The following is a 15,060-nucleotide window of genomic DNA, read 5'->3' as shown; positions in this document are numbered from 1 at the left end:
CCTGCGCGAGTGGCTGCAGGGCATGCTGCCCGCCTGGGCCGCTGGCGCGCTGGTGGGCGCCGGCGGCGACGGCATCCCCGTGCGGCTGTCCAGCCGCAGCTACGGCCGCCAGCGCGGCGCGTCCGTGCACGTCACCGGCTTCGACCAGCCGCTGCTGTGGGTGGTGTTCGCGCTGATGGCCTGGGGCCTGGTGATGGTCTATTCGGCCTCCATCGCGCTGCCCGACAACCCGCGCTTCGAGAACTACGCGCACACGCACTTCGTGCTGCGCCACGGCCTGTCCATGGCCATCGCCTTCGTCGCCGCGCTGCTGGCCTTCCAGGTGCCGATGCGGCGCTGGGAGCAGCTTGCGCCCTGGCTGTTCGCGCTGGCGCTGCTGCTCATGGTGGCGGTGCTGGGCATCGGCAAGGGCGTCAACGGCGCGCACCGGTGGATCTCGCTGGGCGTCATGAACTTCCAGCCGTCCGAACTCGGCAAGCTGGCGGTGTTGCTCTACGCGGCCAGCTACATGGTCCGCAAGATGGAGATCAAGCAGAACTTCTGGCAGGCCGTGTGGCCCATGGCCGTGGCGCTGCTGGTGGTGGGCATGCTGCTGCTGGCCCAGCCCGACATGGGCGCCTTCATGGTGATCGTGGTCATCGCCATGGGCATCCTGTTCCTGGGCGGCGTCAACGCGCGGATGTTCTTCCTCATCGCGCTGGTGGTGGTGGGCGCTTTCGCCATGATGATCATGGCCAGTGACTGGCGCCGCGAGCGCATCTTCGCCTACCTCGACCCGTGGAGCGCCGAGCACGCGCTGGGCAAGGGCTACCAGCTCTCGCACGCGCTCATCGCCTTCGGCCGCGGCGAGATCTTCGGCGTGGGCCTGGGCGGCAGCGTCGAAAAACTCAACTGGCTGCCCGAGGCGCACACCGACTTCCTGCTCGCCGTCATCGGCGAGGAGTTCGGCCTGCTCGGCGTGCTGGTACTGATCGCGCTGTTTCTGTGGATGACGCGGCGCATCATGCACATCGGCCGCCAGGCCATCGCGCTCGATCAGGTCTTTTCCGGTCTGGTGGCGCAGGGCGTGGGTTTGTGGATGGGCTTCCAGGCCTTCATCAACATCGGCGTGAACCTGGGCGCGCTGCCCACCAAGGGCCTCACGCTGCCCTTCATGAGCTACGGCGGCTCGGCGATCCTGTTGAACCTGATCGCCTTGGCCATCGTGCTGCGCGTGGACTTCGAGAACCGGCAGATGATGAAAGGCGGTCGATCATGACAAGGGAACCCTGCGCCCTCGTCATGGCCGGCGGCACCGGCGGCCACATCTTCCCGGGCCTGGCCGTGGCCGAGGCGCTGCGCGCGCGCGGTTGGCGCGTGCACTGGCTGGGCGCGCCGGGCAGCATGGAAAGCCGGCTCGTGCCGCCGCGCGGCTTCCCGCTCGAAGCCATCGACTTCGGTGGCCTGCGCGGCAAGGGGCTCGTCACCAAGCTGCTGCTGCCGTTGAACCTGCTGCGCGCTTTCTGGCAAAGCCTGCAGGTGGTGCGCCGCGTGAAGCCCGATGTGCTGGTGGGCCTGGGTGGCTACATCACCTTCCCGGGCGGGATGATGGGCGTGCTGCTGGGCAAGCCCCTGGTGCTGCACGAGCAGAACTCCGTCGCCGGCCTGGCGAACAAGGTGCTGGCCGAGGTGGCCGACCGCCGCTTCAACGCCTTTCCGAACGCGCTGTCCAAGGCCGAGTGGGTGGGCAACCCGATGCGCGCGGCCTTTCTGAACCAGCCCGCGCCGGCCGAGCGTTTTGCCGGCCGCACGGGGCCGTTGCGCCTGCTGGTGGTGGGCGGCAGCCTGGGCGCACAGGCGCTCAACCGCGTGGTGCCGCAGGCGCTGGCACGCATCCCTGAAGACCGCCGTCCCCTGGTGCTGCACCAGAGTGGCGAGAAGCAGATCGACGAGCTGCGCGCCAACTACGCCCAGGCCGGCGTAGTGGCCGAACTCACCCCGTTCATCGAGGACACCGCCAGCGCCTACGCCGAGGCCGATCTGGTCATCGGCCGCGCGGGCGCGAGCACGGTGACCGAACTCGCCGCCGTGGGCGCTGCCTCGCTCCTGGTGCCGTTCCCCGCCGCGGTGGACGACCACCAGACCCACAACGCGCGCTTCCTGGTCGAGGCCGGCGCGGCCTGGCTGGAGGCGCAGGCCGGGCTCACCCCGGAGAAGCTTGCGCTGTTGCTGCAGGGGTTGGACCGCGCGCAACTGCAGACCATGGCCGAGAAGGCGCGCGCCGTGGCCAAGACCGGCGCCACCGAGGCCGTGGTGGGTGCCTGCGTCGAACTCGCGAAAGTCAGAACCGAATGAAGCACGCCATCCGTCACATCCACTTCGTCGGCATCGGCGGCGCGGGCATGAGCGGCATCGCCGAGGTGCTGCTCAACCAGGGCTTCACCATCTCCGGCAGCGACCTGGGTGAATCCGCGGCCACGCGCCGCCTGGAATCGCTGGGCGCCAAGGTCTGCATCGGGCACGAGGCGAAGCACATCGAGGGGGCCGACGCCATCGTCACGTCCACCGCGGTCAAGGCCGACAACCCCGAGGTGGTGGCCGCACACGCGAAGCTGGTGCCCGTGGTACCGCGCGCGGTGATGCTGGCCGAGCTCATGCGCATGAAGAAGGGCGTGGCCATTGCCGGCACCCACGGCAAGACCACCACCACCAGCCTGGTGGCCAGCGTGTTCGCCGAGGCCGGCCTGGACCCGACCTTCGTCATCGGTGGCCGCCTGAACAGCGCGGGCGCCAACGCGGCCCTGGGCAGCGGCGAGTACATCGTGGTCGAGGCCGACGAGTCCGACGCCTCCTTCCTCAACCTGCTGCCCGTGATCTCGGTCGTCACCAACATCGACGCGGACCACATGGACACCTATGGCCACGACTTCGGCCGCCTCAAGGGCGCCTTCGTGGACTTCCTGCACAAGATGCCGTTCTACGGCGCCGCCGTGGTCTGTGTGGACGACCCCGCGATTCGCGAAATCCTGCCGCAGATCGCGCGCCCCATCACCAGCTACGGCCTGAGCGAGGACGCCCAGGTGCGCGCGCTGAATGTGCGCGCCGTGGGCGGGCAGATGCATTTCACGGTGCAGCGCCGCAATGGCGTGGCCCTGCCCGACCTGGACGTGGTGCTCAACCTGCCGGGCCAGCACAACGTGCTCAACTCGCTCGCCGCCATCGGCATCGCGGTGGAACTGGGCGTGCCCGACGAGGCCGTGCTCAAGGCGCTGGCGGGCTTCAAGGGCGTGGGCCGCCGCTTCCAGCGCTATGGCGAGGCCGCGTTGACCGGCGGCGGGCACATCACCGTGGTGGACGACTACGGCCACCACCCGGTGGAGATGGCCGCCACGATCGCCGCCGCGCGCGGCGCCTTCCCCGGCCGCCGCCTGGTGCTGGCCTTCCAGCCGCACCGCTACACCCGCACACGCGACTGCTTCGAGGACTTCGTGAAAGTCATCGGCCAGGCCGATGCCGTGTTGCTGGCCGAGGTCTACGCGGCCGGTGAGGCGCCCATCGTCGCGGCCGACGGCCGGTCGCTGGCCCGCGCGCTGCGCGTGGCGGGCAAGCTCGAGCCGGTGTTCGTGGACGACGTGGCCGACATGCCGAAGGCCGTGCTGGACAACGCGCGCGACGGCGACGTGGTGCTGTGCATGGGTGCCGGCACGGTGGGCGCGGTGGCGGGACGAATCATGGAGTTGGCGAAATGACGACGATGGAATTCGGCAAGGTGGCCGTGCTGATGGGCGGGCGCTCCGCGGAGCGCGAGGTCTCGCTCATGTCGGGCACCGGCGTGCTCAAGGCGCTGCAATCGAAAGGCGTGGACGCGCACGCCTTCGACCCGGCCGAGCGTGAGATGGGCGAACTCAAGCGCGAGGGCTTCGCGCGCTGCTTCATCGCGCTGCACGGCCGTTTCGGTGAAGACGGCACGGTGCAGGGCGCACTGGAGCTGTTGGGCATTCCCTACACCGGCCCGGGCGTGATGGCCTCGGCCGTGGCCATGGACAAGCTCATGACCAAGCGCATCTGGCTGGCCGAGGGCCTGGCCACGCCGGCCTGGCGCCAGGTGCGCAGCGCGGCCGACACGCGCGCCGCCTTCGAGGCCCTGGGCTCGCCCATGATCGTCAAGCCCGTGCGCGAAGGCTCCACCATCGGCCTCACCAAGGTGATGGGTGCCGATCAATGCGAGGCCGCCTATGCCCTGGCCGCGAAGCAGGACCCGATGGTGATGTGCGAGCAATTCATCGCCGGCGACGAGGTCACCTGCCCGGTGCTGGGCACGGGCGAATCGGCCCGCGCCATGCCGGTCATCCGCATCGTGGCGCCCGAGGGCAACTACGACTACCAGAACAAGTACTTCACCGACGACACGCAGTACCTGGTGCCCTGCGGCCTGCCCGAAGGCGAAGAGGCCGCCATCCAGGCGCTCGTGCTCAAGGCCTTCCGCACCCTGGACTGCCGCGGCTGGGCGCGCGCCGACGTGATGATCGACGCCGCCACGCGCAAGCCCTGGCTGCTGGAAATCAACACCTCGCCCGGCATGACCGGCCACTCGCTGGTGCCGATGTCGGCGCGCGCGGCCGGCATCTCCTACGAGGACCTGTGCGTGCAACTGCTGGCCACGGCCAGTCTGGACAACGCCTGAACCGTTCACCATGCCCACGACGACCGACATGCCCCTGGACGTGAAGCTGATGGCCCTGGCCACCCAGCTTCTGCTGGGCGTGTTCGCGCTGCTCGCGCTCGGCGCGCTGGGCACCTGGGCCGTGCGCCATCCGGCCTGGACGGTCAAGGGCATCAGCGTGCACGGCGACGTGGCGCACCAGAACGCCGTGGGCCTGCGCGCCCAGCTCGCCACTCAGATGCGCTCGCGCCTGTCGTCCAGCTTCCTCACCGTGGACCTGGAGCAGGTGCGCCAGATGTTCGAGCAGGTGCCCTGGGTGCGCCGCGCGGTGGTGCAGCGCGAGTTTCCCAACCGCCTGCGCGTGACCCTGCAGGAACACGACGCCGTGGCCTGGTGGGGCGAGCAAGGCTCCGGCGAACTCGTGAACTCGCACGGCGAGGTGTTCGAGGCCAGCCCCGACGACGTGGACGGCCTGCCCGAACTGGCCGGCCCCGACGGCCGCGCGGCCGACGTGCTGGCGCTGCACCAGGCGCTGCAGGCGCAGTTCGCGCGGCTCGAGCTCGGCCTGGAACGTCTGGAGCTGGGCGAGCGCGGCGGCTGGCGCGCTCGCCTGCACAGCGGCGCGGTCATCGAGCTCGGCCGCGGCACCCCCGAGGAACTGCAGGCCCGCGTGCAACGCTTCGTCGGCACATTGCCGCAGATCACCGAGCGCTATGCGGGTGCGCTGCAGACCGTGGACCTGCGCTACCCCAATGGCTACGCGCTGCGCGTGCGCGGCGTGACCACCACCAACGACCAAGCCACACCCAACAAACCTTCGAACCGGTAACGCCCGCACCATCATGCCCAAGGAATACAAGGACCTCGTCGTCGGACTCGACATCGGCACCGCCAAGATCATGGTGGTGGTGGCCGAGGTGCAGCCCGGCGGCACGCTCAAGCTCGCCGGACTCGGCGTGGCCGCGAGCCATGGCTTGAAGCGTGGCGTGGTGGTCAACATCGACGCGACGGTGCAGAGCATCCAGCAGGCCCTGAAAGAGGCCGAGCTGATGGCCGACTGCCGCATCGCGCGCGTCTACACCGGCATCACCGGCAGCCACATCCGCGGCATCAACAGCAGCGGCATGGTGGCCATCAAGGACCGCGAGGTCAGCGCCACCGACGTGGCGCGCGTGATCGAGACCGCCAAGGCCATCAACATCTCCACCGACCAGCGCCTGCTGCTGGTGGAGCCGCAGGAGTTCGTGATCGACGGCCAGGAGGTCAAGGAGCCGATCGGCATGAGCGGCATCCGCCTGGAGGCGAAGGTGCACATCGTCACCGGCGCGCAGAGCGCGGCCGAGAACATCATCAAGTGCGTGCGCCGCTGCGGGCTGGAGGTCGATCAGCTCATGCTCAACCCGCTGGCCAGCAGCCAGGCCATCCTCACCGACGACGAGAAGGAACTGGGCGTGGCCCTGGTCGACATCGGCGCCGGCACCACCGACGTGGCCATCTTCTCGGGCGGCGCGATTCGCCACACCGCGGTGATCCCGATCGCGGGTGACCTCATCACCAGCGACATCGCCATGGCGCTGCGCACGCCCACCAAGGACGCCGAGGACATCAAGGTGGAGAGCGGCTGCGCCAAGCAACTGCTGGCCGACCCCGACACGCAGGTGGAAGTGCCCGGCCTGGGTGATCGCGGCCCGCGCCTGCTGGGCAAGCAGGCCCTGGCCGGCGTGATCGAGCCGCGCGTGGAAGAAATCTTTTCGCTCGTGCAGCAGGTGCTGCGCGACAGCGGGCACGAGGAAATGCTCTCCAGCGGCATCGTGCTCACCGGCGGCAGCGCGGTCATGCCCGGCATGGTGGAACTCGGCGAGGACATCTTCCTCAAGCCCGTGAGGCGCGGTGTGCCCAACTACCACAGCGCGCTGTCCGACATGGTGGCGCAGACGCGCGCGGCCACGGTGATGGGCCTGCTTGAAGAGGCGCGCCTGGCCCGTGTGCGCGGACACAAGGTGGCGCAGAAGGCGGGCTCCGTCTCGGGCACGCTGGAGCGCGTGAAAAGCTGGTTCATGGGAACGTTCTGATGGCAGCGACGATCCCCCTCAGCACGCACGGCCCGCCCCAGTGGCGGCCGCCGGGGCGGCGCCGACGACGAGGACGGTGTGACGAACACACCGGGCCTCCCGGATGACCCGAACCGTTTTCCCGATTTCCGTTTTCGCATTCAAAGCATCAAACAAAACTGGCAACTGCAAAGGAGCACCCAATGAGCATCGAAATGATCGAAGTTGAAGAATTCAACCTGGGCACGCAAATCAAGGTCATCGGCGTGGGCGGTGGCGGCGGCAACGCCGTCGAGCACATGATCGCCCGCCAGGTCCAGGGCGTGGAGTTCATCTGCGCCAACACCGACGCGCAGGCCCTGGCGCGCAGCGCGTCGCACAAGACGATCCAGCTCGGCATCACCGGTCTGGGCGCGGGCAGCAAACCCGAGAAAGGCCGCGAGGCGGCCGAGGGCGCGGTGGACAGCATCCGCGAGGCCATCGAAGGCGCGCACATGCTGTTCATCACCGCCGGCATGGGCGGCGGCACCGGCACCGGCGCGGCGCCCGTGATCGCGCGCGTGGCCAAGGAGATGGGCATCCTCACCGTGGGCGTGGTCACCAAGCCCTTCGACTGGGAGGGCGGGCGCCGCATGGTCAACGCCGACCAGGGCCTGGCCGAGCTCGAGGCCAACGTGGACTCGCTGATCGTGGTGCTCAACGAGAAGCTGCTGGAGGTGCTGGGTGACGACATCACCCAGGACGAGGCCTTCGCGCACGCCAACGACGTGCTGAAGAACGCCGTGGGCGGCATCGCCGAGATCATCAACGAGTACGGCAACGTGAACGTCGACTTCGAAGACGTGCGCACGGTGATGGGCGAGCCAGGCAAGGCCATGATGGGCACCGCGACCGCGGCCGGCCCCGACCGTGCGCGCATCGCCGCCGAGCAGGCCGTGGCCTGCCCGCTGCTGGAGGGCATCGACCTGTCGGGCGCCAAGGGCGTGCTGGTGCTGGTGACGGCGGCCAAGGGCTCGCTGAAGCTGGCCGAGTCGAAGCTGGCGATGAACACCATCCGCGCCTACGCCTCGGCCGAGTCGCACGTGATCTACGGCGCGGCCTACGACGACAGCCTGGGCGACGAGATGCGCGTGACCGTGGTGGCGACGGGTCTGTCGCGCCAGGGCCAGCAGCGTCGCCAGCCGCCGCTGCAGGTGCTGCGCACCGGCACGGACGACGTGCCGTTCAACGTGCCCACCGTGAACCAGGCCGTGGGCGGCCCGGGCGCGGGCTCGGCCCAGCCAGACTACCAGCACATGGCGGTGCCCAGCGTGTGGCGCACCAACCGCACGCAGGCGGCGGCCAAGGTGGACGCGCTGGCTTCGGGTGGCATGGACGACTTCGAGATTCCTGCTTTCCTTCGTAAGCAGGCGGATTGAGGTTGTCTGCGTTCGTGGCGGTAGCGAGCCTGCACCTCGCGGGCTCGCGGCCACTGGGTGCCCTGCTCCGCGAATGTCCTCCGGACGGCTGCGCCGTCCTCCCCCTTTATTTCGCTACGCAGGGCACCCAGCGTCCGCGAGCAACAGGCACCTGGGCGCACCAACAGACCGAGTGCCAACGAGGTCGTCGGTGATCGGGTGTCCGGCGTAGCGACATAAAGGAGGAGGAGCGGAGCGCGCCAGCGATCCGCTCCGGGGGACAGTCGCGGAGCCGGACACCCGAGCGCCGATGACCGACCCCTCCGGAGAAAGACGCTTCGAGAACCCAAACCTATCAAGGCCATCGCCATTTGCAACCATGCTTTGGGGCCGTGAAAACTACAATCCGAGGATGCTCGCGCAACGCACCCTCAAATCCCTGACCAAGGCGGTCGGCGTCGGCCTGCACAGCGGTCAGCGCGTTGAGTTGACGCTGCGCCCCGCCGCCCCCGACACCGGCATCGTGTTCCGGCGCGTCGACCTGCCCGAGCCCGTGGACATCCCCGTCAACGCCCTCGCTGTCAGCGACACGCGCCTGGCTTCCACCATCTCCAATGGTGGCGCCAAGGTGCACACCATCGAGCACCTCATGAGCGCCTGTGCCGGCCTGGGGCTGGACAACCTGCTCATCGACATCACCGCCGAAGAGGTGCCCATCCTCGACGGATCGTCCGCCTCCTTCGTCTACCTGCTGCAAAGCGCCGGCATCGTGGCGCAGAACGCGCCCAAGCGCTTCATCCGCGTCATTGAGCCCGTCGAGGTGCGCGAGGGCGAGGGCCGCAGCCTCAAGTGGGCGCGGCTCGACCCGTACCACGGCTACAAGCTCAGCTTCGAGATCGAGTTCGACCACCCGGCCGTGAACGCCTCCGGTCAGCGCGTGGAGTTCGACCTCGGCAGCGGCAACTACGCGCGCGAGATCGCGCGCGCCCGCACTTTCGGCTTCACGAAGGACGTGGAGATGATGCGCTCGCATGGTCTGGCGCTGGGCGGCGGGTTGGACAACGCCATCGTCATGGACGACGTGAAGGTGCTCAACGCCGACGGCCTGCGCTACGGCGACGAGTTCGCCAAGCACAAGATCCTCGACGCCATGGGCGACCTGCACATCGTGGGCAAGCCGCTGCTGGCTGCGTACAGCGCTTTCCGCAGCGGGCACGCCATGAACAACCAGCTCCTGCGCGCGCTGCTGGAGCGGCCACAGTCCTACCAGATCGTGAGCTTCGACAACGAGCGCGAGGCCCCGCAGGGCTTCGCCCAGGTCGCGCCGGCCTGGTGAGCCGGGTCATCGCATGCTGCTGTTCCGCTGGACCGTCCTGCTGCTGCTGATCGCAGCGGGCGTGTGTTTCGCCTTCTACATCGGCACCGGCCAGGCGCGCTACCGCCAATGGGGCCTGGTGATCCTCAAGTGGACGGTGATCGCGGCCCTGGGGTTCTTCGCGGTGTTGGCGCTCGAGCGGCTGCTCTGAGCGCGCCGGCCCCGACGACGCTTTCTCAGGGCCGGCCCTTCACCCGGCACCGCCGCCCCGCGCTGTCGCGCTCCTCGGCGGTTTCCCGTGCGCGTTGCGCGATGTGGGGCTCCGGGTCTTTGGCCAGGTCCAGCAGCGTGGGGCAGGACAGGCGGGGATTGTTCAGCAGCGTCAGCTTGTCCGTGCCGGATCCGCTGGCCAGCACGAAGGCCTCGATCTCCGGCGTGATCTGCGGGCTGCGCGCCAGTTGGTAGCCCAGCAGCGACGACCCCCGGCCGCTGCGCGCGATCGCCATCAGCAGCGCCGCGGGCGCATTGGGGTTGCCCGCAATGGCGTCGCCGGCATGCCCCTGCCGATACAGCGTCCACAGCTCCTCGGCCTGCCAGACCGGTGAGGCCACGGCGGCGTCGCGCACCAGCGCGCTCGGGTCTGCGAACAGGCGCAGCAGTGCGGCCCGGGGCAGGCCGGGGTGGGGGGCGGTGTACTGGCGCACGCCGATGTCGGGGTCGGCCGCCAGGGCGACGAGTGTGTCGGCCGGGGTAGCCGGATTCATGGCCACGTAGGCGCGCGTGTCCCGCGAGGGCGACTGGGCCAGATCGGCGAGCAGCTCGGGCGCGATGGGCTGCCGCTGCAGGAAGTTGTACTTGTCGGATTCGCTGACGTCGGGGCGGGTGGACAGGTAGCGTTCGGTGCCTTCCCGGGGCCGGCGCGGCCCGAGCCAGGGGTCGAAGGCGTCGTTGATGCAGCCCGCGAGAGCGGCGAGAGCGCCCGTCAGAACGAGGCCCGACAGCCACCGCCGGCTGCAATTTCGCCAATGGGTCATGGGGTGCTCCAGAAGCGGTGGCCCGCGCCACGCGGGGCCAATCCTGCTCCGGCGCGCAAGGCCATACGCCCGGGGGGAATGCGCGCCGGTGTTAGCATGCCCGATGCTCATGAAGACCGACCCTGACCAGACCCCGGCCACGCCGCCTTCCGGCGACGAAGGCGTGCCCGTGTCCGTCAAGATCCGCGAACGCCTGAAGGCCGCGCGCCAGCGCTTCCACTCCAACGACAACATCGCCGAGTTCATCCAGCCCGGCGAACTCGAGAAGTTGCTCGACGAAGTCACCGAGAAGATGCAGGGCGTGCTTGAGTCGATGGTGATCGACACCGACAGCGACCACAACACCGGCAACACCGCGCGCCGCGTGGCCAAGATGTACCTCAAGGAGGTCTTCGCGGGCCGCTACGTCAAGGGCCCCGCGGTCACCGAATTCCCCAACGCCGAGCACCTCAACGAGCTCATGATCGTGGGCCCGATCACCGTGCGCAGCGCCTGCAGCCACCACTTCTGCCCGGTCATCGGCAAGCTGTGGATCGGCGTCATGCCCAACGAGCACACCAACGTGATCGGCCTGTCCAAGTACGCGCGCCTGGCCGAGTGGATCATGGGGCGCCCGCAGATCCAGGAAGAGGCTGTGATCCAGCTGGCCGACCTGATCCAGGAAAAGACGCAGCCCGACGGGCTGGCCATCGTGATGGAGGCCAGCCACTACTGCATGGCCTGGCGCGGCGTGAAGGACATGAACAGCAAGATGATCAACTCGGTGATGCGCGGCGTGTTCCTCAAGGACGCCAACCTGCGCCGCGAATTCCTGGCCCTCGTTCCCCGCTGATCCACTTTTCGCAAAGAAGCCCACCATGCTGGTCCGCCTGCTCTATGTCAGCCGCGCCGTCGACAAGGACCCCAAGGCCATCGACAGCATCCTGGAGTCCTCGCGTCAGCACAACCCTTCCCATGGCATCACGGGGGTGCTGTGTTACGGCGGCGGCATCTTCCTGCAGGCCATCGAGGGCGGTCGCCGGGCCGTCAGCCAGCTCTACAACCAGATCGTGGCGGACCCGCGCCACCAGGACGTGGAGCTGCTGCACTACCAGGAGATCACCGAGCGCCGCTTCGGTGGCTGGACCATGGGCCAGGTCAACCTGGCCAAGCTCAACGCCTCCATCGTGCTCAAGTACTCCGAGCGCCCCGAGCTGGACCCGTACGCCGTGTCGGGCGAGGTCTCGCTGGCGCTGCTCGAAGAGCTGATGGCCACGGCCAGCATCATCGGCCGCGCGTGAGAGGGTGTCGCTCGACGCCTTCCTGCTCGTCCTGCTCGCGGGCCTGATCCACGCGGGCTGGAACATCGCCGCCAAGCACGCGGGCGGCGACACGCGCTTCGCCTGGTTTTCGTCGGCGCTGATCGCGGTCATCTGGGCGCCCGTGGGCTGGTGGTTCGCGCGCACCGAATTGCCGCGCTGGGGCGCTGCCGAATGGGCCCTGGTGGTGGCCAGCGGCGTCATCCATGTCTTCTACTTCACCACGCTGCTGCGCGGCTACCGGCGCGCCGACCTCACGGTGGTGTACCCGCTGGCGCGCGGCAGCGGCCCGCTGATCACGGCGTTGGTGGCGGTGCTGTTCCTGGGCGAGCAGATCAGCGCGCTCGGCGCCGCAGGCATCGCGGCGGTGGTTGGCGGGGTGTTCCTGATCGCGGGCGGGCCGGGCCTGTGGCGCGCGGCGCACGACCCGGTGGCGCGCGAGCGCCTGCACCGCGGGCTCTACTACGGTGCGCTCACGGGCCTGTCCATCGCGGCCTACTCGGTGGTCGACGGCTACACCGTCAAAGTGCTGATGGTGTCGCCCATCGTGCTGGACTACATGGGCAACCTGGTGCGGCTGGTGCTGTTCTCGCCGCGCGTGCTGCGCGACCGCCCCGAGGCGCTGCGGCTGTGGCGCCTGCAGTGGCGCCACGCGCTGCTGGTGGCGGTGTTCAGCCCGGTGGCCTACGTGCTGGTGCTGTTCGCCATGCAGCGCGCGCCGCTGTCGCACGTGGCGCCCGCGCGCGAGGTGTCCATGCTGTTCGCCGCGCTGATTGGCGGCCACCTGCTGCGCGAGGGCGACCGTGGCCTGCGCATCCTGGGCGCGCTGTGCATCGGCCTGGGCGTGGCGGCGCTGGCACTGGCCTGAAGGGCCGAGCGGGCATGGACTTCACGCTGCTCGGCTGCGACTTCACCAGCGCCCCCACCCGGCGCAAACCCATCGTGCTGGCCGTGGGCCGCGCGGAGCGGGGCCGCGTGGTGCTCGACGCCATCGAGCGCTTCGAGTCGCTGGACGCCTGGGGCGAGCGCTTGCGCGCGCCCGGCCCCTGGGTGGGCGGCTTCGACCTGCCCTTCGGCCTGCCGCGCGAGCTGGTGCAGGCCCTGGGCTGGCCCGAGGACTGGCGCGCCTGCATGGCGCACTACGCCGCCTTGCCGCGCGCAGCCATCCGCGAGGCCTTTGCGGCCTTCTGCCAGGCCCGGCCGGTGGGTGGCAAGTTCGCGCACCGCGCCACCGATGGCCCGGCTGGGTCGAGCCCGAGCATGAAGTGGGTCAACCCGCCCGTGGCCTTCATGATGCACGCGGGGGTGCCGCGCCTGATCGCCGCCGGCGCGCACCTGCCCGGTCTGCTCGATGGCGACCCGCAGCGCGTGGCGCTGGAGGCCTACCCGGGTCTGCTGGCGCGCAGCGTGCTGGGCGCCACCTCCTACAAGAGCGACGACAAGGGCAAACAGACCGGCGAGCGCCTGATCGCGCGCAAGACCCTCATCAACGCGCTGGAAAACGGTCAGGCACCGTTGCTGCAGGCCGCGGGCCTGCGCCTGCGACTCACGCACGCGCAGCGCGACGACCTGGCCGATGACGCCAGCGGCGACCGGCTCGACGCGGTGCTGTGCCTGCTGCAGGCCGCCTGGGCGCTGCAGCGCCACCGCTCGGGCGATGCGCGTTGGGGCCTGCCCGCGTTCGACCCGCTCGAGGGCTGGATCGTCGGCTCCTAGAATGCGCCTCATGGCCGAAGCACCCCCCCTCATCCACCTTCCGCAATTGCCGCGTGAGCTGCGCTTCGCCTTCGTCGAGGCCTCCTGGCACGCCGATATCGTCCAGCGCTCGCGCGACGCCTTTTTCGCCGAGATGGCGCGCGCCGGCTTCGGCCCGGATGCCATCGACGTGTTCGACGTCGCGGGCGCCTTCGAGATCCCGCTGCACGTGCAGCGCTTGGCGCAGTCGGGGCTCTACGCGGCCGTGGTGGGCAGCGCGCTGGTGGTCGACGGCGGCGTGTACCGGCACGACTTTGTCGCCGACACGGTGGTCCGGGCGCTGATGGACGTTCAACTGAAGACCGGCGTGCCCGTGATCTGCGCGGTGCAGGCGCCGCACCACTTCCACGAGCACGTGGAGCACCGCAAATTCCTGCAGCAGCACTTCGGCGCCAAGGGCACCGAAGCCGCGCAGGCCCTGCTGAGCACCGTGGCCGGCCTGCGCGGCCTGGATGCTCGGCGGTAAGAAGCCGGCGCCCGCGGCGACCCACGGTACCCACCGACAGGAGCCGCCATGAAACGAATCCTCTGGCTCACGCTGTCCCATGGCCTGGTGCTGGCCCTGGGCTTCGCCGCCGGCATCTACACGCTGCCGCTGCTGATCGCGCCACCCCCGCCCGACGCGTTGCAGGTCGGTCGGGCCAGCGAAGGCGCCCTGTTCACCGGTCAGTTCCGCCGCGACCTGAAAGACAGCGACGCGCTGCACTGGGGCGAGGGCGAGGTGAGCGTGGGCGCCACGCGCATCGCGCTGCGCGGGCGGCTGGCGCCGGGGCCGGACTACAAGCTCTACCTTTCGCCCGAGTTCGTCGAGACCGAGGCCGATTTCGCGCGCCTGAAGCCGCGCATGCAACGCGTGGGCGATGTGAAAACCTTCGAGAACTTCATCGTCGAGTTGCCACCCGGCGTGGAACCGCAGGGCTTCAACACGGTCATCGTATGGTGCGAGACCTTCCAGCAGTTCATCACTGCCGCGCGGTACCGCTGACATGACGTTCTCCAACCTCGGTCCCTTGTCGCTCACCCTGTTGACGTCTCTCGTCGTGGCCATCGTGCTGCTCACCATCCGCGTGGTGGTGATGCAGCGCGTGCAGCAACGCCGCCAGCGCGAGAACCGGCAGGAGACCGAGCGACTGAAGTCGCTGGTGGCCGCCTACCGCGCGCTGGCGGGTTCATTCACGCCGGCCACGGCGGAGCACACGCCGCAGATCGAAGAGACACTGGCCGAGCTGGTGCTGTTCGGCTCGCTGCCTCAGGTGGAGCTGGCCGCGGCCTGCCTGGCTGCCCTGCAGCGCGGCGAAGCGCCCGATTGCCAGCCGCTGGTGGAGGCGTTGCGCACCGAGCTGCGGCGCCAGCTCGGGCTCGACCCCATTCCGCCCTCGCTGCTCATCCCGCGTTCGGGGCCCGGCCGCGTGAACACCGGGCGCGGTGGCCGGGCCCCGCGCCGCCGAGAAACCGAATCCTCCCCCCCATGCGGGCCTTCTTGGCCGCGCACCCGGGGGCGGCCGATTCACCCCGCGTCAGGCCAGGGCGCTGTCCAGCCAGATCATGAAGATGAAGCCCGCCAGCAA

The 15,060-nt window shown here is 69.5% G+C and carries 17 protein-coding genes; 16 read left to right on the top strand and 1 reads right to left on the bottom strand.

Annotated elements, in window-relative coordinates; genetic code table 11:
• Window positions 1-22 precede the first annotated feature (22 nt).
• The 9 genes from ftsW to BN948_RS27075 all read left to right on the top strand — a co-directional run bounded on the left by ftsW (window position 23) and on the right by BN948_RS27075 (window position 9,616).
• The gene (gene ftsW, locus BN948_RS18535) at window positions 23-1,258 is read left to right on the top strand and encodes a putative lipid II flippase FtsW (RefSeq protein WP_050980710.1); all 1,236 of its coding nucleotides are present in this window, start codon (window positions 23-25) and stop codon (window positions 1,256-1,258) included.
• Window positions 1,255-2,334 (top strand): undecaprenyldiphospho-muramoylpentapeptide beta-N-acetylglucosaminyltransferase, encoded by a 1,080-nt coding sequence (murG, locus tag BN948_RS18530; RefSeq protein ID WP_009519775.1) that lies wholly within the window; start codon window positions 1,255-1,257, stop codon window positions 2,332-2,334. The genes ftsW and murG overlap by 4 nt, the downstream gene beginning before the upstream one ends.
• On the top strand, window positions 2,331-3,728 hold the full coding sequence (gene murC, locus BN948_RS18525; protein ID WP_009519774.1) for a UDP-N-acetylmuramate--L-alanine ligase: 1,398 nt from the start codon (window positions 2,331-2,333) through the stop codon (window positions 3,726-3,728). The genes murG and murC overlap by 4 nt, the downstream gene beginning before the upstream one ends.
• Window positions 3,725-4,663 carry a D-alanine--D-alanine ligase gene (locus tag BN948_RS18520; RefSeq protein ID WP_009519773.1) on the top strand — a complete coding sequence of 313 codons (939 nt, stop codon included), beginning with the start codon at window positions 3,725-3,727 and terminating at the stop codon, window positions 4,661-4,663. The genes murC and BN948_RS18520 overlap by 4 nt, the downstream gene beginning before the upstream one ends.
• A gap of 10 nt (window positions 4,664-4,673) precedes the next feature.
• Window positions 4,674-5,471 carry a cell division protein FtsQ/DivIB gene (locus tag BN948_RS18515; protein WP_009519771.1) on the top strand — a complete coding sequence of 266 codons (798 nt, stop codon included), beginning with the start codon at window positions 4,674-4,676 and terminating at the stop codon, window positions 5,469-5,471.
• A 13-nt stretch (window positions 5,472-5,484) separates the two neighbouring features.
• Window positions 5,485-6,714 carry a cell division protein FtsA gene (gene ftsA, locus BN948_RS18510; RefSeq protein WP_009519770.1) on the top strand — a complete coding sequence of 410 codons (1,230 nt, stop codon included), beginning with the start codon at window positions 5,485-5,487 and terminating at the stop codon, window positions 6,712-6,714.
• 182 nt (window positions 6,715-6,896) lie between these two features.
• Entirely contained in the window at window positions 6,897-8,111 is a 1,215-nt protein-coding gene (gene ftsZ / locus BN948_RS18505) for a cell division protein FtsZ (protein ID WP_009519768.1), read from the top strand.
• Window positions 8,112-8,502: 391 nt separating this feature from the next.
• Complete coding sequence (gene lpxC, locus BN948_RS18500; protein WP_035623146.1) at window positions 8,503-9,426, top strand: UDP-3-O-acyl-N-acetylglucosamine deacetylase; 924 nt, start codon at window positions 8,503-8,505, stop codon at window positions 9,424-9,426.
• 13 nt (window positions 9,427-9,439) lie between these two features.
• Window positions 9,440-9,616 carry a hypothetical protein gene (locus BN948_RS27075; RefSeq protein ID WP_009520413.1) on the top strand — a complete coding sequence of 59 codons (177 nt, stop codon included), beginning with the start codon at window positions 9,440-9,442 and terminating at the stop codon, window positions 9,614-9,616.
• 25 nt (window positions 9,617-9,641) lie between these two features.
• Here BN948_RS27075 and BN948_RS18495 read toward each other — a convergent pair whose 3' ends face one another.
• Window positions 9,642-10,439, bottom strand: coding sequence for a hypothetical protein (locus BN948_RS18495; RefSeq protein WP_009520412.1), 798 nt, complete (start codon window positions 10,437-10,439; stop codon window positions 9,642-9,644).
• Between the two features lie 103 nt (window positions 10,440-10,542).
• On the opposite strand from BN948_RS18495, the gene folE reads away from it, so the two are divergent.
• The 7 genes from folE to BN948_RS18460 form a co-directional block, all read left to right on the top strand.
• Window positions 10,543-11,271 carry a GTP cyclohydrolase I gene (gene folE / locus BN948_RS18490; RefSeq protein WP_009520411.1) on the top strand — a complete coding sequence of 243 codons (729 nt, stop codon included), beginning with the start codon at window positions 10,543-10,545 and terminating at the stop codon, window positions 11,269-11,271.
• 25 nt (window positions 11,272-11,296) lie between these two features.
• Window positions 11,297-11,719: a BLUF domain-containing protein gene (locus tag BN948_RS18485; protein WP_009520410.1), complete on the top strand. Its 423-nt coding sequence runs from the start codon at window positions 11,297-11,299 to the stop codon at window positions 11,717-11,719.
• A 4-nt stretch (window positions 11,720-11,723) separates the two neighbouring features.
• Window positions 11,724-12,605, top strand: coding sequence for an EamA family transporter (locus BN948_RS18480; protein ID WP_009520409.1), 882 nt, complete (start codon window positions 11,724-11,726; stop codon window positions 12,603-12,605).
• A 14-nt stretch (window positions 12,606-12,619) separates the two neighbouring features.
• Entirely contained in the window at window positions 12,620-13,453 is an 834-nt protein-coding gene (locus BN948_RS18475) for a DUF429 domain-containing protein (RefSeq protein ID WP_009520408.1), read from the top strand.
• 1 nt (window position 13,454) lies between these two features.
• Window positions 13,455-13,958: a 6,7-dimethyl-8-ribityllumazine synthase gene (locus BN948_RS18470; RefSeq protein WP_009520407.1), complete on the top strand. Its 504-nt coding sequence runs from the start codon at window positions 13,455-13,457 to the stop codon at window positions 13,956-13,958.
• Window positions 13,959-14,006: 48 nt separating this feature from the next.
• On the top strand, window positions 14,007-14,477 hold the full coding sequence (locus BN948_RS18465) for a DM13 domain-containing protein (RefSeq protein WP_009520406.1): 471 nt from the start codon (window positions 14,007-14,009) through the stop codon (window positions 14,475-14,477).
• A gap of 1 nt (window position 14,478) precedes the next feature.
• The coding region (locus BN948_RS18460; protein WP_202901781.1) for a hypothetical protein at window positions 14,479-15,060 on the top strand (582 nt) is incomplete at its 3' end.

Origin of the sequence: Hydrogenophaga intermedia, assembly GCF_000723405.1 — a bacterium.
GTDB classification, from domain to species: Bacteria; Pseudomonadota; Gammaproteobacteria; order Burkholderiales; family Burkholderiaceae_C; genus Hydrogenophaga; species Hydrogenophaga intermedia.
The sequence above is the reverse complement of the archived record's forward strand: the minus strand, read 5'-3'. Positions and strand labels throughout refer to the sequence as shown.